The organism is Baekduia sp., from assembly GCF_035318805.1.
Taxonomy (GTDB): domain Bacteria; phylum Actinomycetota; class Thermoleophilia; order Solirubrobacterales; family Solirubrobacteraceae; genus Baekduia.
In genome coordinates this window covers 1-19,924 of record NZ_DATHDY010000055.1, presented here as the reverse complement: position 1 = coordinate 19,924, position 19,924 = coordinate 1, and the positions used below count along the sequence as shown (strand labels likewise).

At 72.2% G+C, this 19,924-nt stretch carries 16 protein-coding genes and 1 rRNA gene; 15 read left to right on the top strand and 2 right to left on the bottom strand.

The window, feature by feature from the left end:
- The first annotated feature begins 57 nt into the window (after positions 1-57).
- The 3 genes from VK501_RS13115 to VK501_RS13105 all read left to right on the top strand — a co-directional run bounded on the left by VK501_RS13115 (position 58) and on the right by VK501_RS13105 (position 3,769).
- Positions 58-183, top strand: a complete 126-nt coding sequence (locus VK501_RS13115; protein WP_324337980.1) for a hypothetical protein — start codon at positions 58-60, stop codon at positions 181-183.
- 177 nt (positions 184-360) lie between these two features.
- Positions 361-1,545: a LamG domain-containing protein gene (locus tag VK501_RS13110; protein WP_324337978.1), complete on the top strand. Its 1,185-nt coding sequence runs from the start codon at positions 361-363 to the stop codon at positions 1,543-1,545.
- Between the two features lie 142 nt (positions 1,546-1,687).
- A complete protein-coding gene (locus VK501_RS13105; protein ID WP_324337976.1) occupies positions 1,688-3,769 on the top strand; it encodes a hypothetical protein in 2,082 nt (693 codons plus the stop codon).
- Here the strand turns inward: VK501_RS13105 and VK501_RS13100 are convergent.
- Positions 3,766-4,701, bottom strand: coding sequence for a patatin-like phospholipase family protein (locus tag VK501_RS13100; RefSeq protein WP_324337974.1), 936 nt, complete (start codon positions 4,699-4,701; stop codon positions 3,766-3,768). The genes VK501_RS13105 and VK501_RS13100 overlap by 4 nt on opposite strands.
- A gap of 117 nt (positions 4,702-4,818) precedes the next feature.
- Here VK501_RS13100 and VK501_RS13095 point away from each other — a divergent pair, with 117 nt between their 5' ends.
- The 10 genes from VK501_RS13095 to VK501_RS13050 all read left to right on the top strand — a co-directional run bounded on the left by VK501_RS13095 (position 4,819) and on the right by VK501_RS13050 (position 15,307).
- Entirely contained in the window at positions 4,819-5,409 is a 591-nt protein-coding gene (locus tag VK501_RS13095; RefSeq protein ID WP_324337972.1) for an XRE family transcriptional regulator, read from the top strand.
- 10 nt (positions 5,410-5,419) lie between these two features.
- Entirely contained in the window at positions 5,420-6,766 is a 1,347-nt protein-coding gene (gene leuC, locus VK501_RS13090) for a 3-isopropylmalate dehydratase large subunit (protein ID WP_324337970.1), read from the top strand.
- A 12-nt stretch (positions 6,767-6,778) separates the two neighbouring features.
- Entirely contained in the window at positions 6,779-7,354 is a 576-nt protein-coding gene (gene leuD / locus VK501_RS13085; RefSeq protein ID WP_324337969.1) for a 3-isopropylmalate dehydratase small subunit, read from the top strand.
- Positions 7,355-7,425: 71 nt separating this feature from the next.
- Positions 7,426-8,226, top strand: coding sequence for a serine protease (locus tag VK501_RS13080; RefSeq protein WP_324337967.1), 801 nt, complete (start codon positions 7,426-7,428; stop codon positions 8,224-8,226).
- Between the two features lie 54 nt (positions 8,227-8,280).
- A complete protein-coding gene (gene leuB, locus VK501_RS13075; RefSeq protein ID WP_324337965.1) occupies positions 8,281-9,327 on the top strand; it encodes a 3-isopropylmalate dehydrogenase in 1,047 nt (348 codons plus the stop codon).
- Positions 9,328-9,338: 11 nt separating this feature from the next.
- Positions 9,339-10,292: a branched-chain amino acid transaminase gene (locus VK501_RS13070; RefSeq protein WP_324337963.1), complete on the top strand. Its 954-nt coding sequence runs from the start codon at positions 9,339-9,341 to the stop codon at positions 10,290-10,292.
- Positions 10,293-10,417: 125 nt separating this feature from the next.
- Positions 10,418-12,022, top strand: coding sequence for a citramalate synthase (gene cimA, locus VK501_RS13065; RefSeq protein WP_324337961.1), 1,605 nt, complete (start codon positions 10,418-10,420; stop codon positions 12,020-12,022).
- Positions 12,019-13,155 (top strand): DegT/DnrJ/EryC1/StrS family aminotransferase, encoded by a 1,137-nt coding sequence (locus VK501_RS13060; protein ID WP_324337959.1) that lies wholly within the window; start codon positions 12,019-12,021, stop codon positions 13,153-13,155. Before cimA ends, VK501_RS13060 begins: the two co-directional genes overlap by 4 nt.
- 212 nt (positions 13,156-13,367) lie before the next feature.
- Positions 13,368-14,702, top strand: coding sequence for an argininosuccinate lyase (gene argH, locus VK501_RS13055; RefSeq protein ID WP_324337957.1), 1,335 nt, complete (start codon positions 13,368-13,370; stop codon positions 14,700-14,702).
- Entirely contained in the window at positions 14,699-15,307 is a 609-nt protein-coding gene (locus VK501_RS13050) for a DNA-3-methyladenine glycosylase (RefSeq protein ID WP_324337955.1), read from the top strand. Before argH ends, VK501_RS13050 begins: the two co-directional genes overlap by 4 nt.
- A gap of 18 nt (positions 15,308-15,325) precedes the next feature.
- Here VK501_RS13050 and VK501_RS13045 read toward each other — a convergent pair whose 3' ends face one another.
- On the bottom strand, positions 15,326-17,671 hold the full coding sequence (locus tag VK501_RS13045) for a transglycosylase domain-containing protein (protein ID WP_324337953.1): 2,346 nt from the start codon (positions 17,669-17,671) through the stop codon (positions 15,326-15,328).
- A gap of 97 nt (positions 17,672-17,768) precedes the next feature.
- Here VK501_RS13045 and tyrS point away from each other — a divergent pair, with 97 nt between their 5' ends.
- Both tyrS and VK501_RS13035 read left to right on the top strand, forming a co-directional pair.
- Positions 17,769-18,959, top strand: coding sequence for a tyrosine--tRNA ligase (gene tyrS / locus VK501_RS13040; protein ID WP_324337951.1), 1,191 nt, complete (start codon positions 17,769-17,771; stop codon positions 18,957-18,959).
- Positions 18,960-19,549: 590 nt separating this feature from the next.
- Positions 19,550-19,924: ribosomal RNA gene (locus VK501_RS13035) — 16S ribosomal RNA — on the top strand; the annotation flags it as partial.

Genomic DNA, 19,924 nt, shown 5'->3' with positions numbered 1-19,924 from the left:
ACCCGGGGGAGGAGGCGCCCCGCGACACGTTGGTGCGCGGCGGGCATCCCCACGGTGATGCTCGGGACGAACGGGATCGAGCTGGCCCACGCGGTCGACGAGCGCGTGTCGGTGACCGAGCTCGGGACGCTCGCGCGGATCCTCGCCGGCGTGGTCGCGCGGTTCGGCGCGGCGTCGCGCTGACCGCGCGGCCGTCCACCACATCAGTGGGGATGTCCGGCATACGACGTTCGTCCGGGATCGGCCGCGGCGGTTGAGTCCTCCGGGGCACCCGGTACCGTTTCGGGCCGCGCGACGACGGGAGCAGGCGTGGGACACGGACGTAGGCGACGCAGCAGGGCGGCAGGTGCCGCGTTGTTGATGGTGTTGGGAACATGGTTGGGCGCGAGCGCCGCGGCGCACGCCGACAGCTCGGTCGTTGGCCAATGGCGCTTCGAGGAGGGCTCGGGCCAGCGGGCGGTCGACGACGGCCCGTTCGGCCTCGACGGCCGCCTCGGGAGCGCCGACGGCGCCGACACCGCGGATCCCAAGCGCATCGCCGGGATCGCCGGTGGCGCGCTGCACTTCGACGGCCGCAGCTTCGTGCGCCTTCCGCCGGCGGGCGAGCTCGCACAGCAGACGCTCACGCTCGAGGCGGTCGTGCGCGCGGGCGGGAGCCCGGGGCGCTTCCGCTACGTCGTGTCCCACGGCGCCGAGGGCTGCATCGCCGCCTCCTACGGCCTCTACACGGGCGCCGACGGCGGGATCGCGTTCTACGTCTTCGACGGACGGCAATACCAGATCTCCGCGGCCGCGGCGCCCGCCGACGTGTGGAACGGCGGCTGGCATCACCTCGCCGGCGTCTTCGACGGTCGCGCGCTGCGCCTCTACGTCGACGGCCGCCCGGTCGGCGACCCGCACCCTGCGCCGCTGACCATCGCCTATGCGTTGACCTCGTCCGACAGCTACTTCGGGACCTACCAGGGCACATGCGCGCTGTCGCTGACCGGCGACGTCGACCTCGTCCGCCTGTGGAACGGCCCGCTCGGGCCCGACTACGTCGCCGGCCTGGCCGATGCCGCGACGACCGTGCCGCCCGCGCCCGTGCCGCCGACCCAGCAGCCGCAGCCCGAGACCGTGCCGGTCGCGCCCGCGGGCGCGTCGGACGCGGATGCGGCGGGGAGCCGTCCCGGCCTGACGCCGATCGCCCCGGGAACGTCGGTGCCCGCCAACATCGGCGCCGCCGACGGCGTGTCGCCGAAGGTGGCGCCCAACCCGCCGGCTCGCGCCTGCACGGTGCAGCCGTCGGTGCGGCGCATCCGGGTCGGTCGCGTGACGACCGTGACGGTCAGCGTCGCGGTCCGCCGCAAGCCGCTCAGCCGCGCGCGGGTGCGGGCGTACTACGGCACGAAGCGCCGCACGCTCGCCTCGGCGCAGACCAAGAGCGACGGCCGCGCCCGGCTGCGGCTCAAGCCACGGTCGCGCACCACGCTGCACCTCAGCGTCGCGGGCCGCCAGGACTGCGCGTCGGTCGCGCTGACGGTGCTGCGCGCGCGCAGCGGGTAGCCGGCCGCGAGAGCAGCGGGCCGCAGCCAGTTGGCTGTGGCGCAGGGCCCGCGCGCGATCTAGCGTCGCCGCCATGGCGAGCACGAGGCCCGCACCCGCGCTTCCGCCCGTGGGCGCGCCGGCGCGAGGGCCTCGGCGGGCGGTGCGGCTGCGCAGCGTGGCGGCACGGATGCCGTGGGTCGCGGTGGTCGTGCCGTTCGGGGCGGCCTACATCGCGCTGGCGCTGGCCCAGCCGGTGCCGATCTTCCAGCCCGACGAGTCGTTCTACCAGCACCTCGCTCGCTCGCTCGCCGGCGGCGACGGGCTCACGTGGCGCGGCGGGGACGTGTCGCTCCGGTCGGCGCTGTACGTCTACCTGATCACGCCGTGCTGGTGGCTGGCCTCGGGCGTCGGCGCGTACCAACTGGCCAAGGTCGAGACGGTGGCCTTCGCCTGCCTGGTGTCCGTGCCGATCTGGCTGCTTGCGCGCGAGCTGCTGGGTCGTCCGCTCGCGTTGTTGACCGTCGCGCTGGCGCTCGCCGGTACCTGGATGGCCACGGCGCAGAGCCTGCTCACCGAGAGCGTGGCGCTGCCGCTGGCCACCGCCTGCCTGGCGTCGACCGCTCAGGCGCTGCGCCGCCCCGGCGCATCGCGGCTCGTGTGGCTGGCGCTCGCCTTCGCGCTCCTCGGCGCGTGGGCCCGCATGCAGCTCGTCGTGCTCGTGCCGATCGTGGTGCTGGCGCTGACCGCCGACGTCGTCCGCGCCGGCGCCGGTTGGCGCGCGCGCCTGCGGTCCCACGGCCTCCCGCTGGCGGTGATCGGCGGCGTCCTCGCGCTGGGAGCGCTCGCCGTGCTCCTCGCGCCCGCCACGTTCACCGGCGGATACTCAGGAATCTTCCGCTTCCGTCCCAGCGTGACCGGCGTGCTGCGGGGCACGGGGCTCGAGCTGCTGCAGCTCGCGGCGATGTGCGGGTTCCTGCCGCTGGCGCTCCTGGCGGTGCTGGCCACGCGGCGCGCTGCGTGGCGTGACCCGGCGATCGGGCCGCTGCTCGCCGTGTTGGTGCCCGCCGTCGCGGTGCTGGCGGTGCAGAACGGCTGCTACCTCAGTGGCTCGCAGGTTCCGTGGCCGATCCAGCGCTACATGAGCTACGCGGCGCCGCTGCTGCTGCTGTTCTGCGTCGTGGCGCTCACCCGGCCCGCGCTCGTGACGCGCACCACGCTCGTGGCGACGGCCCTGCTCAGCCTGCTGCTCGCGCTGACGCCGGAGGTCGGCGCCCGGCTCGAGGAGGGGGCCGTGTTCGCGACGACCGAGCGCCTGCGCGACGTGCTGCCCGGGATCCCGGAGGGCGCCTCGGTGACCATCGTGGCCGTGCTGCTCTGCGTCGTGGGCCTGGCGTGGCTGACGATCCGGCCGCGAGCCGACCGCGCCGCGCTCGCCGCGGTCGTGGGCGGCAACCTGCTCGTCGTCCTCGCCGGCCAGACGGCGACCCAATCGCGCTGGCAGATCGACTACAGCCGCGCCGTTCGCTCCGGCCTTCCCGCTGACCTCGCGTGGATCGACCACCACAGCACGGGGCCGGTGGCCGTGCTCCAGGTGACCGGCCGGCGGGACAACTACTACGTGCTGGACGATCTCAACGCGCACATCACCCAGTACTTCGTGCCCTACGCGCCGCTGCCGACCGCGCTGGGCGAGGGGCGTTCGTGCCGCTGGACGATCCTGCGCGACGGCGGTACGCGCTTCAGCCGCGCGTGCGGCCCACCGGCCTCGACGTTGTTCCTCAACGACCCCGTCGCGCACCTCACGTTCTTCCACGAGACCGCGAGCGTCGCCCACCCGAGGCTCGGTCGCCTCGTCACCGTGCGCGGCCACCCGCGGCTGGAGGCGCTCGTCAAGACGCCATGCCCGCGTCCCCAGACCTACCTCCGGCCGGTCACGTTCCGTCCGTACCCGCCGGAGACGCCGATCCCCTGCGAGCCGCAGCTGCTCATCTCGACCTGGCTGTCGCGGCCCGGCACCGTGGTCGTCCGTCTCCAGGGCGGGCCGCTGTTGAGCCACACCGCACAGGTCGGGAGCAGGCGCTACACCGTGCCCGCCGCCGGCGTCGCCACCGTGCGCATCCCCATGGGACCCTCCGAGCAGCACGTGGCGGTGGACCTGGACTGGAGCCAGGCGAGCCCCGACGACCCGCGGGTGCTCGGCGTCGAGCTCGAGCAGGACGGCGTGCGGCGGTCGCTGCTCTAACCCGCCAGCGACAGCCCCTGCCGGTAGCCCGCGGCCAGCGCCCCGCCCACGTGGGCCGGCGACATGAGGTTGGCGCCCATCGCCTCGGTGGCGGCGGGATCCGGCGCGACGTGCAAGACGTGGGTGCCGCGGCGGCGCAGGATCTGGATCTCGAGCTCGGAGGCCACGCGGAAGGCGGCGCGCAGCGCGGCCGTGCGGCGGTCGGTTCCGCCCAGGGCCGCGGCCGGATCGAGGCAGAGGACCTGCGTTCCGCGGCCCGTGCGGGCGGCGTCGAGGTTGGTGACGCTCCACGCGCCGCCGTCGACGTACTCGCGGTCGCCGATGCGCACGGGGGAGAAGACCCACGGGATCGCGCAGGAGGCGCAGACCGCGTCGGCGACCTCCGCGGGTGGCGCGCCCGGCGCCCCGAAGACGACGCGACGACCGGTTCGGCGATCGACCGTGCAGACGCGCAACCGCCCGTCGAAGCGCGCACCCCAGCGATCGACGCGCCGTCGCAGCTCGGTCAGCGGTCGTCCGCCGCCGGCCGTGCGGGACAGGAGCGCGGCCCGTAAGAAGCCTCCGGCCGGCGCGCCGAGCGCCAGCGCGACTCCCGTCACCGGCGCCGTCGCGGCCCAGCCGATCCGCGCCGCCTCGCGCGCGACCAGGCGCAGCGCGCCTGGGGAGCCGTCGCTGCCCTCCGCGTCGGCCGCGAGCGCCGCGTCCGCCGGCTCCTCGGCGCCGTCATCGGGCCGCGGCGGGCGGCGCCCGGCCGCCAGCCGCGCCGCCACGATCGAGCCCGCGGAGGTTCCGACGAACGCCTCGACCTCGCGGAAGTCGACGTCCCCGCCGTCCTCGAGCCCGGCCAGCACGCCGTGCATCCAGGCCTCACCGACGATCCCACCGCCGGCCAGCACGAGCACGTCGGGTCGGAGCACCGCCGAGTCCGCCATCTCGCCCAGGCTAACCACCGAGGCCGCGCCGGCGGCCCCGCAGCGCGCCCACGTCCGCCGCCGCACACCCCTCGCTACTCAACAGACACTTGTACGTGATAGCGTACGCGCCTCGTCATGGCCGTCGTCGACCAGCTCGATCACCAGATCCACATCGGCCCGCGGGTGCGCGCGCTGCGGGAGGCGATGGACCTCTCGCTGCGCGACCTCGCGGAGCGCAGCGGCGTCAGCGCCCCGATGCTCTCGCAGGTCGAGCGCGGCGAGACGAGCCCGACGCTCGCCGTCGCCAGCCGCATCGCCGCCGGCCTGGAGCTGCGCCTCAGCCAGCTGCTGCGCCTCGACGAGGAGAGCTCGGTCAGCGTCGTGCGTCGCGCCGAGCGCCGCCGCGGCGGGGGCGCCGCCGGCCACGCCTTCGAGATCCTCACGCCGCCACTGCCCGGCCAGCGCGCCGAGCTGAGCCGCCACGTGCTGGCGCCCGGCTCCGCGACCGGCGGCGAGGGCGACCCGCCGATGCACGAGCCCGGCAGCCGCGAGATCGCCGTCGTCGAGACCGGCACCGTCACGCTGCGGATCGACGGCAGCGAGCACGAGCTCGCCGCGGGCGACACCGTGACCTTCGACGCCGATCTGGCGCACCACTTCGAGAACCCCGGACCCGGCGAGGCCGTGCTGCTCGCAGTCGTCAGCGCCGGGCTGCGCAGAAGTTAAGGACCATCACATGCCTAAGTCCCTGTTCGACAAGATCTGGGAGGCGCACGAAGTCGCCTCCGGCCTCATCTACATCGACCTGCACCTCGTCCACGAGGTCACCAGCCCGCAGGCCTTCGACGGTCTGCGCCTCGCCGGCCGCGCGGTGCGGCGGCCCGACCGCACGGTCGCGACCGCCGACCACAACGTGCCGACCGACGGCACGCCGGTGGCCGCGCGCATCAAGGACGTGCTCAGCCGTACGCAGGTCGAGACGCTCGAGCGCAACTGCGCCGAGTTCGGCATCCCGATCTACAGCCTGGGCTCCGAGCATCAGGGCATCGTCCACGTGATCGGGCCGGAGCTGGGCCTGACCCAGCCGGGCATGACGATCGTCTGCGGCGACAGCCACACAGCGACGCACGGAGCGTTCGGCGCGCTGGCCTTCGGCATCGGCACCAGCGAGGTCGAGCACGTGCTCGCCACGCAGTGCCTCGTCCAGAACAAGCCCAAGTCCATGCGGATCCGTTACGAGGGAGAGCTGGGTCGCGGCGTCACGGCCAAGGACCTCATCCTGGCGACGATCGGCCAGATGGGCGTCGACGGCGCCGCCGGCCACGTCGTGGAGTTCTCCGGCCCGGCCGTCCAGAGCCTGTCCATGGAGGGCCGGATGACCGTCTGCAACATGACGATCGAGGGCGGCGGGCGCGCGGGCATGATCGCGCCCGACGAGACGACGTCGGCCTGGGTCCGCGACCACGGCGCCGAGGTCGACCCCGCGTGGGCCGAGCTCTACACCGAGGAGGGCGCGACCTTCGACAAGGAGATCGTCGTCGACGCGTCGGCCATCAGCCCGATGGTCAGCTGGGGCACCAACCCGGCCCAGGTCGCGCCGGTGACCGCGGCGGTCCCGACGCCCGGCAGCGACGGCGAGGAGCGCGCCCTGGTCTACATGGGCCTGGAGGCGGGCACGCCGATCGAGGAGATCAAGCTCGACCGCGTGTTCATCGGCTCGTGCACGAACTCGCGCATCGGCGACCTCCGGGCCGCCGCCAAGATCGTCGAGGGCAAGAAGGTCAGCAGCGACGTGTACGCGATGGTCGTCCCGGGCTCGGTGCAGGTCAAAGCGCAGGCCGAGGCCGAGGGGCTGCACGAGATCTTCACCGCCGCCGGCTTCGACTGGCGCGGCGCCGGCTGCTCCATGTGCCTGGCGATGAACCCCGACAAGCTCGAGCCGGGCGAGCGCTGCGCCTCGACCTCGAACCGCAACTTCGAGGGCCGGCAGGGCGCCGGCGGCCGCACGCACCTCGTCAGCCCCGAGATGGCCGCCGCGGCCGCCATCGAGGGCCGCTTCGTCGACATCCGGAACTGGAACTAGGACTCGCAGAACATGAAGGCCATCGAGACGATCACGGGACCGGTGTCGGTCCTGATGCGCGACGACGTCGACACCGACCAGATCATCCCCAAGCAGTTCCTCAAGCGCGTGGAGCGCACCGGGTTCGGCGAGTTCCTGTTCTACGACTGGGCCAAGGAGCCGGGCTGGGACCTGCCGGTGAACCAGGTCCTCGTGACCGGCCGGAACTTCGGCTGCGGCTCGAGCCGCGAGCACGCCCCGTGGGCGCTCGAGGACTACGGCTTCCGGGTCGTGATCGCCTCGAGCTTCGCCGACATCTTCAAGTCCAACTGCACCAAGATCGGCATGCTGCCGGTGCAGCTGACGCAGGCGGAGTGCATGGCGATCGCGGAGGCGGGTTCCTGCCAGGTCGACCTCGCCGCCCAGGAGGTCCGCTGGGAGGCCGACGCCGGTCTCCACACCGCGAGCTTCGACATCGACCCCCAGATCAAGCACCGTCTCCTCGAAGGGCTCGACGACATCGCGCTCACGCTCCAGCAGGCCGATTCGATCGACGTCTACGAGCGCGACCGCCAGCGCTCGGGCCCGGTGACCACCGCGCTCGCCTAGCGGACCGCAAGTTCCGGCGCTCCGGCGCGTTGCAGCTCCTGTCCCGTTCCGAGACAGGAGGAAAGCACCTGATGCACCGAACCGTACTGGCGGCCTGCGCGGCCGTCGTCGCCCTGGCCCTGATCCCGAGTGCCGCGTCCGCGTGGGCGCCCGCCGCCACCGCACCCGTCCATCCCGGCGTGCAGGTCTTCACCGACGGCGCGCAGTGCACGGCCAACTTCGTCTTCACCAGCGGTGGAGCCACCTACCTCGGCCAGGCCGCCCACTGCTCGGGCACCGGCCAGGCCACCGACACCAACGGCTGCACCGCGGGGTCGTTGCCGGTCGGCACGCCCGTCGAGGTCACCGGCGCGAGCAAGCCGGGCACGATGGCCTACAACTCGTGGATCACGATGCAGGCCGGCGGCGAGGCCGACGAGGAGACCTGCCAGTACAACGACCTGGCCCTGATCAAGCTCGACCCGGCGGACGTCGCGAACACGAACCCGTCGATCCCGAAGTGGGGCGGCCCGACCGGCGTCGGGACCGAGGCGGCGCTCGGCGACGTCTACAGCTACGGCAACTCGTCGCTGCGCGGCGGCGTCACCCAGCTCAGCCCCAAGCGCGGCAAGGTCGTGGAGGTCAGCCCCGGCGGCTGGTCCTACTCGCTCTACACGCTGACCCCGGGCATCCCTGGGGACTCGGGCAGCGCGTTCCTCAACGCCAAGGGTGCCGCGCTCGGCGTGCTCAGCACGGTGGCGCTCGCGCCGCTGGTCGCGTCCAACGGCGTGGGCGACATCGGCAAGGAGATCGCGTACGCACGCGCGCACGGGTTCTCCGACCTGACGCTTGTCAACGGCACCGAGCCGTTCAAGGGTGGGCTTCCGTTCTGAGCGGCTGAGGCAGAACGGGCGGGGCGGGGCGGTTCGTATACCGTCCCGCCCCGCATGGCCACCCGCATCGTCACCCTTCCCGGCGATGGCATCGGGCCGGAGATCCTGGCCCCCGCCGTCGCCCTCCTCGAGCGCTTCGTCCCCGACGTCAAGGTCGAGGAGCACGTCTTCGGCGGCGCGTCGATCGACGCGCACGGCACCGCCCTCACGGACTCGACGCTCGCCGCGTGCCAGAGCGCCGACGCCGTCCTGCTGGCGGCCGTCGGCGGTCCCAAATGGGACACGACCGACCCCGACCAGCCGCGCCCCGAGCAGGGCCTGCTCGGTCTGCGCAAGGGCCTCGGGCTGTACGCCAACCTGCGCCCGGTCCGGCCGCTGCCGGCGCTCTACGACGCCAGCCCGCTGCGCCGCGAGATCATCGAGGGCACGGATCTGCTCGTCGTCCGCGAGCTCACCGGCGGCATCTACTTCGGCGAGAAGTCGCGGTCGGCGACCAGCGCCACCGACGTCTGCACCTACAGCGTGCACGAGATCGAGCGCATCGCCCGCGTCGGCTTCGGCGCGGCGCGGTCCAAGGTCGCCAGCGTCGACAAGGCCAACGTCCTGGAGACCAGCCGGCTGTGGCGCGAGACCGTCAAGCGCGTGCACGCCGAGGAGTTCCCGCACATCGAGCTCGAGCACGTCCTCGTCGACAACGCCGCGATGCAGCTCGTCTCTGCGCCGCGCCGCTTCGACGTGATCCTCACCGAGAACCTCTTCGGCGACATCCTCAGCGACGAGGCCGCGATGCTCACGGGGTCGATCGGGATGCTTCCCAGCGCCAGCATCGGAGACACCGACGCGCCAGGCCCGCATCCCGGGCTGTTCGAGCCCGTCCACGGCTCGGCTCCGGACATCGCGGGGCAGGGGATCGCCAACCCGCTGGCCATGTTCCTCTCCGTCGCGCTGCTGCTCCGCCACGGCCTGACTTTGGAATCCGAGGCGCTCGCTCTAGAATCGGCCGTGGACAAGGCCCTTGACCAAGGGCTGCGGACCCGGGACCTCGGAGGAACGGCGAGCACCGCCGAGGCGACCGAGGCTGTGCTCGCCGCACTGGGTTAGAAGGAGACAGCGTGGACGCAGCGGACCTCATCTGGATGAACGGCGAGTTCGTCGCGTGGGAGGACGCGAAGATCCACGTGCTCACGCACGGCCTGCACTACGGCACCGGGGTCTTCGAGGGCATCCGCTGCTACGACACCGAGTCCAAGGGGCCCGCGGTCTTCCGCCACGAGGAGCACATCGACCGCCTCTTCAAGTCCGCCTCGCTGTACTACATGGACATCCCGTACACGGCGCAGCAGCTGCGGGCGTCCACGTTGGAGCTCATCGGCCGCAACGGCCAGCGCTCCTGCTACATCCGCCCGCTCGTCTACCGCGGCTACGGCACGATGGGGCTGTTCCCGCTCGACGCGCCGGTCGACGTCGCGCTGGCCACCTGGGAGTGGGGCAGCTACCTCGGCGACGAGGGCAAGGTCAACGGCGTCCGCGCCCGCGTCTCCTCCTGGCGCCGCATCAGCGGCGATGCGCTGATCCCGCACGCCAAGGCCAGCGGCCAGTACCTCAACTCGATCCTGGCCAAGATCGAGTCGCACAAGTCCGGCTACGAGGAGGCGATCCTCCTCGACGACCGCGGCCTCGTCTGCGAGGGAACGGGCGAGAACCTCTTCGTCGTTCGCGAGGGCGTGATCCTGACGCCACCGCAGACCGCCTCGATCCTCGACGGCATCAACCGCAAGTCGATCATCCAGATCGCCCGCGACCTGGGCTTCGAGGTCGTCGAGCGCGACATCGCACGCGCCGAGCTCTACCTCGCCGACGAGCTGTTCTGCACCGGCACGGCCGCCGAGCTGACGCCGATCCGCGAGGTCGACGACCACGCGATCGGCACCGGCCGCCCGGGCGAGATCACCCGCGCGGTCCAGAAGGCCTTCGAGGACGCGCTGCACGGGCGCTCGGACCGGTACGCCCACTGGCTGGATCCGGTGCCGGCCCACCACTTCTCCGCGCCCGCGGCGCAGGTCTGACGCCGTGCTCGCGATCGGCGTGACGCAGCGAATTCCGGGGCGGTGCGCGGCCTAGTCCCGCGCATCGCCGCCGTTCCGGAAACCGCTGACGTCCACCGCCGATCACGAGAGAAGACCCGTACGACATGACCGCTCCGAAGACCATCGAGACCTACGACGCCACCCTGCGCGACGGGATGCAGGGCGAGGGCATGTCCCTCACCGCCGCCGAGAAGGTGCGCGTCGTCCACAAGCTCGACGAGCTCGGGATCGACCTCGTCGAGGCCGGGTTCCCGGCGTCCAACCCCAAGGAGCTCGAGCTCTTCGCGCTGCTGGCCGGCGAGCCGCTGCAGCACGCCCAGATCGTCGCGTTCGGCATGACGCGCCGGCGCGGCGTCGCGGCGGCCGACGACGCCGGCCTGCAGACCCTCGCCGCGTGCTTCGCGCCGGTCTGCACGATCGTCGGCAAGACCTGGCGGCTGCACCTCGAGAAGGTGGTGCGCGTGTCGGCCGAGGAGAACCTCGAGCTGATCGCCGACTCGGTGGCCTTCCTGGTCGCTGCCGGCAAGCGCACGATCTACGACGCCGAGCACTTCTTCGACGCATTCCGCGACGATCCTGACTACAGCCTGCGCTGCCTGCGCGCCGCCGCCGACGCGGGGGCCGATCGCGTCGTGCTCTGCGACACCAACGGCTCGTCGCTTCCGCAGCAGATCGCCGACGGCGTGCGCGCGGTGCGCGCCGCGCTGGGCGACGACGTCGCCGTGGGCATCCACTGCCACAACGACCTCGAGTGCGGGGTGGCCAACACGCTGGCTGCCGTCGCCGAGGGCGCCACGCAGGTGCAGGGCACGATGAACGGCATCGGCGAGCGTACCGGCAACGCCAACCTCGTCTCGATCGTCGCCAACCTCGAGCTGCGCCTCGGCCACGCGGTCCTCGGGCCCGAGCGGCTGGCCAAGCTCACCGAGACCTCGCGCTTCCTCGACGAGCTGCTGAACCTCAACCCGGATCCGCGCCAGCCGTGGGTCGGGCGCAGCGCCTTCGCGCACAAGGGCGGCCTGCACGTCGCGGGCATCCGCGCCGACGCGACGACGTTCGAGCACTCCGAACCCGAGGTCGTCGGCAACACGCGCGAGCTGCTGGTCTCCGAGCTGGCCGGCAAGCAGACGGTGCTCGAGAAGGCCGAGGCCGCCGGTCTGGCGATGGACGACGCCGGCGCGGCGCGCGTCATCGAGCGCGTCAAGGACCTCGAGCACCAGGGCTACCAGTACGAGGCCGCCGACGGGTCCTTCGAGCTGCTGCTGCGCCAGGAGGCCGGCGAGTACGAGCCGCTCTTCCGCCTCGAGTCGTGGCGCGTGATCGTCGAGCAGCGCGCCGACGGCAAGGTCGAGACCGAGGCCACCATCAAGATCTGGGTCGACGGCGAGCGCTACGTCACGACCGCCGAGGGCAACGGCCCGGTCAACGCGCTGGACTCTGCGCTGCGCGCCGCGATCGTGCAGGTCCACCCGCACCTCGGCGCCGTCGAGCTCGTCAACTTCAAGGTGCGCATCCTCGACGAGGCCCACGGCACCGACGCCGTCACGCGGGTCTTCATCGACGCGTCCGACGGCACCGCCGTGTGGGGCTCGACGGGCGTCCACGAGAACGTGATCGCCGCGTCGTGGCAGGCGCTCGTGGACTCGCTGGAGTTCGCCGAGCAGCGCCGCCCGGCGCCCGACCCGACCGTGCAGGTCCGCAGCCGGTGAGCGACACCGACACCGAGGTCATCCCGCTCGCGCGGCCCGTCATCGGCGAGGCCGAGGAGCAGGCGGTGCTCGAGGTGCTGCGTTCCGGCCAGCTCTCGCTCGGCCCGCGCGTGCCGGCGTTCGAGGCCGGCTTCGCCGCCGCGGTCGGCGCGCCGCTGGCCAGCGCGGTGTCCTCGGGCACGACCGGCCTGCACCTCGCGCTGCGCGCGGTCGGCGTGGGGGAGGGCGACGAGGTCGTCACGTCGCCATTCTCGTTCGTGGCCAGCGCCAACGCCCCGGTCTACGAGCGCGCCCGACCGGTCTTCGCCGACATCGACCCGGTGACCCTCAACCTCGATCCGGCGGCCGCGGCCGCCGCGGTCACCGATCGCACCGCGGCGATCATGCCCGTGCACATCTTCGGCTACCCGGCCGACCTGCCCGCGTTCGAGCGGATGGGACTGCCGATCGTCGAGGACGCCTGCGAGGCGCTCGGCGCCCGCCACCACGACGGACCCTCGGTCGGCGGCCGTGCCAACCCCGCCGTCTTCGGGTTCTACGCCAACAAGCAGCTGACCACGGGCGAGGGCGGCATGATCACGCTCTCCGACCCGGCCCACAAGCAGCGTATCGACTCCGAGCGCAACCAGGGGCGCGCGCCCGACATGGGGTGGTTGGACCACGACCGCCTCGGCTTCAACTACCGGCTGTCGGACATCGCCTGCGCCGTCGGCATCGCGCAGCTCGGGCGGCTCGACGACCTGCTCGGCGGCCGCGCCCGCGCCGCCAGCTGGTACCGCGAGGCGCTGGCCGGTCTCGCCCGCGAGCGGGGCCTCGGCCTGCCGTGCGAGGACGGCGTGCACCACGCGGGCGACGTGCGCGGGTGGTTCGTCTTCGTCGTCCAGCTCCCGGCCGACGGGCCGTCACGCGACGGGGTGATCCTCGGGCTGCGCGACCGCGGCGTGCAGAGCAAGCCCTACCTGCCGGCCATCCACCTCATGTCGTACTACCGCGAGACCTTCGGGCACCGCGAGGGCGAGTTCCCCGTCTGCGAGGACGTCGCCGCGCGCTCGATCGCGCTGCCGTTCTTCCCGGAGATGACGCAGGACCAGGTCGCACGGGTCGCCGCCGCCCTGTCGGCCGTCCTGGGCTGACAGCCACGCGGCGGGCGGGCCCCGCGCCCCTGGATGGGTTGTTCCACGGGTCCGCTGCCGCCGCTGACCGGCCCGGCCGGCGCCTGAGGCCGCCCGATCCCTTGCCGATCCGACCAGGATCGGCTGCGAGATCGTGCGACCTCAGGCATCCGCCCGGACCAGCCATCGACGGGACCGCCTCGTGGAACAACCCATCTAGACTCCGCGCCCACATGTCGCGCTTCGCAGAGCCTCAGGATCCGGCCTTCCGGGAGATGAACACGTCGGTGGGCTTCGACCAGCGGCTCTGGCCGCACGACGTCGCGCAGTCACGCGCGCACGCCCGGATGCTGGCCGCCCAGGGGATCATCGGCGACGACGACCGCGACGCGATCCTCGCGGGGCTCGACGCGGTCGAGGCCGAGCTGCGCGACGGGACGTTCCCGTTCGAGCCCGACGACGAGGACATCCACATGGCCGTCGAGCGGCGGCTGACGGCGATCACCGGCCGCGCCGGCGGCAAGCTGCACACCGCGCGCTCGCGCAACGATCAGGTCGTCACCGACGTCGCGCTGTTCACGCGTGCGGCGGCCCGGTCGGCGCAGGAGCAGCTCACGGTCTACATGGAGACGCTGGTCGCCGCCGCCGAGCGCCACCTCGACTGGGCCCTGCCCGGCTACACCCACCTCCAGCGCGCCCAGCCCGTCTACCTGTCGCATCACCTGCTGGCCTGGTTCTGGATGGCCGCACGCGACCGCGAGCGCTTCGCCGCCGTCGAGGCGGCCTGCTCGGTGATGCCGCTGGGCGCCGGCGCGCTGGCCGGAGTCAACTTCGACACCGACCGCCGCATGGTCGCCGACGAGCTCGGCTTCGCCACCGTGTCGCCCAACTCCATCGACGCGGTCGCCAACCGCGACTTCATCCTGGACCACCTCTCGGCCGCCGCGACCTGCGCGACGCACCTCTCGCGCCTCGGCGCCGAGATCGTGCTCTGGTCCTCGTCGGAGTTCGGGTTCCTCGTGCTGCCCGACGCGTGGTCGTCAGGCTCGTCGATCATGCCCCAGAAGAAGAACCCCGACGCTGGCGAGCTCCTGCGCGCCAAGGCGCCCCGGATCGTCGGCCACCTGCAGGCGCTGCACGGCGTGATGCACGCTCTGCCATTGACCTACAACAAGGATCTGCAGGAGGACAAGGAGCACCTGTTCGACTCCGTCGACACGCTGCGCCTGTGCCTCGCCGCGGCGACCGGCATGGTCGCCGGCGCCCGCTTCGACCGCGCGCGCATGAGCGCCGCGGCGTCCGACGAGCTGATCGCCGCGACGGATCTCGCCGACCTGCTCGTCAAGCAGGGCACGCCGTTTCGCGAGTCCCACGGCGTGATCGCGGGCCTGGTCCGCGAGGCGGTCGAGTCCGGTCGCTCGCTGGCCGACGTGGCGATCCCGGCGCTGGGCGAGGACGCCCGCGCCGTCCTGTCGCAGTCCTCCTGGCTGGAGTCCAAGGCCTCGGAGGGCGGCACCGCGCTGGCGCGCGTCCGCGAGCAGCTCGACCAGGCGCGCGCGCTGCTGTGAGTCTGCCGGCGGCCTTCTACGACCGCCCGGTCCTCGAGGTCGCCCAGGATCTCGTCGGCTGCGTGCTCGAGCACGAGCGCGCCGCGGGCGTGATCGTCGAGACCGAGGCCTACCACCACACCGAGCCGGCCTGCCACGCCTACGTCGGGCTGACCGGGCGCACGTCGGTGCTCTACGGCGCCCCCGGCACCGCGTACGTCTACCGCTCCTACGGGATCCACGCGCTGCTCAACGCGGTGTGCGAGGGGCCCGAGGTCGGCGCCGCGGTGCTCCTGCGCGCGCTGGAGCCCATCGAGGGCATCGAGCTGATGCGCGAGCGCCGCGGCGTCGCGCGCGACGTCGACCTGACCAACGGTCCCGGCAAGCTCACGCAGGCGCTGGGCATCGACCTCGAGCTCAACGCCACCACCTTGATCGAGGGCCCGGTCCTGATCCATCCGCGCGAGGCCGGCTGGCGCGACCCGGCGCTCGTCGCAGGCCCGCGCGTCGGGATCACCAAGGCCGTCGAGCTGCCCTGGCGCTTCAGCGCGGCCGGCAGCCGGCACGTGTCGCGCCCGTGGCCGCCCGGGCTGCGCGAGACCGTCGCGCCGCGCGCGGCGCTGTAGTCCGCGCCGGCCCGGGGCTCAGCCCGCGCCGGTGCCGCCGGTGGTGCCGGTCCCGCCCGTTCCGCCGCCGGTCCCGGGGTCGCCGGTGGCGGGTGGCGTGGGGGTCCCCGGCGTGGTGGGAGTCGGGGTGGGCGTCGGCGTCGGCGTCGGGGTCGGAGTGGGGGTCGTGCTCGGCGCCGCGGGCGTCGTGGTGGCGGGCGCCTGGTCCTGCGGCGCGGTGCCGCCGGTCGAGCCGCCCGTCGTGCCCTGGCCGGCGGGGGCGGCGCCCTCGCGCGGCGCCATGGGGGCTCCGACCTGCGGGCTGGTGACCGTGCCCGACGGCGTCGAAGACGTGGCGCTCAGCGGCGGCAGGCCCTTCTTTGCCCGCTCCTTGTCGTTGCGGTCGGTGATGATCTTGTTGGCCGCGACCACGAAGTCGTGCCAGATCATCGCCGGGAACGTGCCGCCGGTGACCGAGGTGCCGCGGAACTCGTTGAGCATCGGCTTCAGCGTCGTCGGGTAGCCGACCCAGACCGCGATCGTCCAGCGGTCGGTGAAGCCGACGAACCAGGCGTCGCCCGAGTTCTCGGTCGTGCCGGTCTTGCCGGCGGCGAACCCGCCGTACTGGGCCCGCGTCGCCGTGCCGTACTTCACCGGTCCGGTGAGCAGCTGCGTCTCGGTCTCGGCCAGCTTGGCCGAGAGCACGCGCTTGGTGACGAGCCGGTTCTTCTTGTAGGGCTTGGGCTCCGTGTCGGTGCCTGTGACGCGCTTGATCTCGTGGATGCCGACCGGGCCGTCCTTGGCGGTCCCCAGCGTGCCGCTGACGCGCTTGCCGCGGGTGGCGAACGTCTCGTAGGCGTGGGCCATGTCTAGCGGCGTGACCCCCTCGCGCAGGCCGCCGAGCGTCATCGCGAGGTTGGACGAGACGGGCGTGCGGATGCCCATGCGCTCGGCCAGCCGCGCGACCTTCTTGGTTCCCACCTTGATGCCCAGCGCGGCGAACACCGCGTTGTCGGAGAAGGTCAGCGCGTTGGCGACCGTCGACTGCCCGGCGTACTCGTCCTGGAAGTTGTTGACGACGAACTGCTCGGTGCTCCCCTTGACCTTGAAGTACCGCTTGCGCGACGGGAACACGGCGCCGGGGCCGATGCCCTCCTTCAGCGCCTGGGCCAGGATGAAGGGCTTCATCGACGAGCCCGGCTGACGCTGACCCTGCGTCGCGAGGTTGAACGGTGCCTTGTTGTAGTCCCGGCCGCCGATCATGGCGCGGACCTCGCCGCTCTGGTTGTCGATCGCGACGACCGACGCGGTCGGCCCGCCCGGCCACGACAGGTAGTTGTTGACGGCCTGCTGGGCGGCCTGCTGGAGGTCGACGTCCAGCGTGGTGCGTACGCGCAGGTTGCCCTCGAACGCGCGCTGGGGACCGACCTGGTCGACCAGGCTCTGACGGACCCAGGACACGAAGTACTCCGAGCCCTTGCGGGTGTCGACGTGCGGGGGCGAGAGCTTCGGGCCCAGCGGCGAGCTGATCGCGTCGCGGTACAGCTCGACCGTGAGCCGCTTCTGGTCGAGCATGTTCTTCAGCACGAGGTTGCGGCGCTGCCGGGCGGCCGCCTGGTGGACGACCGGGTCGTAGCCGCTGGGCGACGCGATGATCGCGGCCAGCAGCGCCGCCTCGGCGGGCGTGAGCTGCTCGGCGCACATCGGGTGCCCGCTGGTGCCGCAGCCCGCGTGGTTGGGGTCGGCGCTGAAGTACGTCCGCGCCGCGGCCTCGATGCCGTAGGCGCCGTTGCCGAAGTAGACCGAGTTGAGGTACTCGGTCAGGATGCGCTCCTTGGACCACTTGCGCGTGAGGTGGTAGGCCATCGCCGCCTCGCGGAGCTTCTCGAAGACCGTGCGTCGCGACTGCGCCTGAAGCGCGTTCTTGACGAACTGCTGGGCGATGGTCGAGCCGCCCTGCGCCTGCCGGCCCTGCACGACGTCCTGGTAGAGCGCGCGGCCGATGCCACGGAGGTCGACGCCCGAGTTCTCGTAGAACCGGCGGTCCTCGATGGCGATCACCGCGTATTTGGCGTACGCGCCGATCTGGTTGCTGGAGACGATGATCCGGCCCTGGTTGGACGTCAGCGTCGTCAGGCGCTTGCCGTTGATGTCGGTCAGCACCGAGTTCTTGCGTTTGGCGACCTGCGGCAGCTGCTCGAGCGCCGGCAGGTCGGACGCCACGGCCATCATCATCCCGAAGACCGTCGAGATGCCGGCCAGGACGGTCAGCGGCAGCAGGATCGCCAGCAGCCGGAGCTTCTTGACCCGCGGCTTGACCCGCGGGGCGGCGAAGGCCGCCTCGTCGGGCACGGGTGCGAGATGCGGTCCGGTCGGGTCGCTCATACGGCGTGATGCCCGGGCGGTCGGCCGCGGGGCACAAGCGGTCGCGGGGCGGCGGCACATGCCCTGCTGACGGCCTGGACTCTACCATTGCGCCCCCATGGCTCCCGCCTCAGAGACCGCCGCGGCGCTGCTGCGCAACGCCCATCAGTCGCTCCCCGACGGTGGCCTGGGCCACAAGCTGGAGGTCGCCGACCGCGAGGGACGCCCGCTGCGCGTCAAGCTCGGGCTCGACCCGACGGCGCCCGACATCCACCTCGGCCACACCGTCGTCCTGCAGAAGCTGCGCGAGTTCCAGGACCTCGGGCACCGGGTCGTGCTGATCGTCGGCGACTACACCGCCCGCGTGGGGGACCCCAGCGGGAGGTCGTCGACGCGGCCCGTGCTCAGCGGGGAGGAGATCGACGCCAACGCCGAGACCTACCGCCAGCAGTCCTTCACCGTCCTGCGCGACGACCCGGACCTGCTCGAGGTGCGGCGCAACGGGGAATGGCTCGACATGCCCGCCGAGGACCTGTTCCGCCTCGCGCGCGTGGCGACCGTGGCGCAGATCCTCGAGCGCGACGACTTCGCGAAGCGCTTCGCCGCCCGGCAGCCGATCTCGGTGCTCGAGACGCTCTATCCGCTGCTGCAGGGCTACGACTCCGTGGCGATCGAGTCCGACGTCGAGCTCGGCGGCACCGACCAGACCTTCAACCTGCTGCTGGGCCGCGACGTCCAGCGCGCCTACGGGCAGCCGGAGCAGGTGATCCTGACGATGCCGATCCTGCCGGGCGTCGACGGGGCCGAGAAGATGTCCAAGTCGCTGGGCAACCACGTGGGGGTGGCCGAGCCGCCCGACGAGCAGTTCGGCAAGACGATGCGCCTGCCCGACGACGCGATGGAGTCGTGGTTCTCGCTGCTGGCCGTCCCGCGCCCGCCGGAAGGCACCGGCCCGAGGGACGCCAAGCGCGCGCTCGCGCGAGGGATCGTCGCGCGCTTCCACGGCGACGACGCCGCGGCGGCGGCCGAGCAGCACTTCGACCGGCTCTTCGTCACGCACGAGGCGCCGGAGGAGGTGGCCGAGCACGGGTTCGCCCCCGAGAACGGCGCGGTGCATCTGCCGGCGCTGATCGCCGAGGCCTTCGGGCGCTCGCGCTCCGAGGCGCGGCGCCTGCTGGCCCAGGGTGGGGTGAAGCTCGACGGCGAGGCGCTGGGGGAGGGCGACCTGGACGTCGCGCCCGAGCGCCTGGACGGGCATGTGCTCCAGCTGGGCAAGCGCCACTTCCGCAGGCTGCGCCTGACCTCCTGAGGCGCGGCCGGGTTCGAACCAGGCCCGTTGACGGTCTGGTCACGCGCTGGGGTGGCCCAGCGGGCAGGATCTACGGGGGTCGATGCGGCCCGGATGGCGCTTGCATTCGGCTCTGCAGCGCGGATACCCTTGATTCTCAAGGGATCGGCCCGGTCGGCGGGCCGTGCGCGAGGTCCGACCGGCGACCGGGCGACGCGAGGCTTCGATCTGTGCGTATACTGCCGCTCAGCGGGGCAGGGACATCGGGTCTGACCCGGAGCCCACACCCTGCGCCGAGTGGTGCTAAACTGCTCGGCCCCGCTCCTAAGAACTTCGGTTCGAGGGCTTCGGCCCTTGGGGAGCGTCCTTTCGAAGGTATCCCCTTCCCGACAGGGCGCGACGGTCTTTGAAAACTCAACAGCATGCGCGCCTTTCGACTCAGTCGGGTCGAGGGTGCGCGTCCAGGTTCGACCCCTCGGGTTCCATTAGGGACCGCGAGGGTCTGAGAAAGATATTCCGTCATTTCTCGGGGCATCACGTGTATTGGGTGCCCCACATGAGATCTGACAGCTCTTCGTATCCGGCGCGCCTTCGGGTGTGTCGGTACTAACTTCACGGAGAGTTTGATCCTGGCTCAGGACGAACGCTGGCGGCGTGCTTAACACATGCAAGTGGAGCGACGAACCCGAGCTTGCTCGGGGGCAAAGCCGCGAACGGGTGAGTAACACGTGGGTAACCTGCCTTGTTGATTGGGACAACCCCGGGAAACCGGGGCTAATACCAAATGTGCTCACACCTACATCAGTAGGAGTGAGGAAAGGAGGCTTCGGCTTCCGCAACGAGATGGGCCCGCGGCCCATTAGCTTGTTGGTGGGGTAATGGCCTACCAAGGCTTCGATGGGTAGCTGGTCTGAGAGGACGATCAGCCACACTGGGACTGAGACACGGCCCAGACTCCTACGGGAGGCAGCAGTGGGGAATCTTGC

Coding starts and splice junctions, on each gene's coding strand:
- VK501_RS13115 (WP_324337980.1), top strand. CDS start 58: ATGCTCGGGACGAACGGGATCGAGCTGGCCCACGCGGTCGACGAGCGC.
- VK501_RS13110 (WP_324337978.1), top strand. CDS start 361: ATGGTGTTGGGAACATGGTTGGGCGCGAGCGCCGCGGCGCACGCCGAC.
- VK501_RS13100 (WP_324337974.1), bottom strand. CDS start 4,701: ATGGCGGACTCGGCGGTGCTCCGACCCGACGTGCTCGTGCTGGCCGGC.
- VK501_RS13095 (WP_324337972.1), top strand. CDS start 4,819: ATGGCCGTCGTCGACCAGCTCGATCACCAGATCCACATCGGCCCGCGG.
- leuC (WP_324337970.1), top strand. CDS start 5,420: ATGCCTAAGTCCCTGTTCGACAAGATCTGGGAGGCGCACGAAGTCGCC.
- leuD (WP_324337969.1), top strand. CDS start 6,779: ATGAAGGCCATCGAGACGATCACGGGACCGGTGTCGGTCCTGATGCGC.
- VK501_RS13080 (WP_324337967.1), top strand. CDS start 7,426: ATGCACCGAACCGTACTGGCGGCCTGCGCGGCCGTCGTCGCCCTGGCC.
- leuB (WP_324337965.1), top strand. CDS start 8,281: ATGGCCACCCGCATCGTCACCCTTCCCGGCGATGGCATCGGGCCGGAG.
- cimA (WP_324337961.1), top strand. CDS start 10,418: ATGACCGCTCCGAAGACCATCGAGACCTACGACGCCACCCTGCGCGAC.
- argH (WP_324337957.1), top strand. CDS start 13,368: ATGTCGCGCTTCGCAGAGCCTCAGGATCCGGCCTTCCGGGAGATGAAC.
- VK501_RS13045 (WP_324337953.1), bottom strand. CDS start 17,671: ATGAGCGACCCGACCGGACCGCATCTCGCACCCGTGCCCGACGAGGCG.
- tyrS (WP_324337951.1), top strand. CDS start 17,769: ATGGCTCCCGCCTCAGAGACCGCCGCGGCGCTGCTGCGCAACGCCCAT.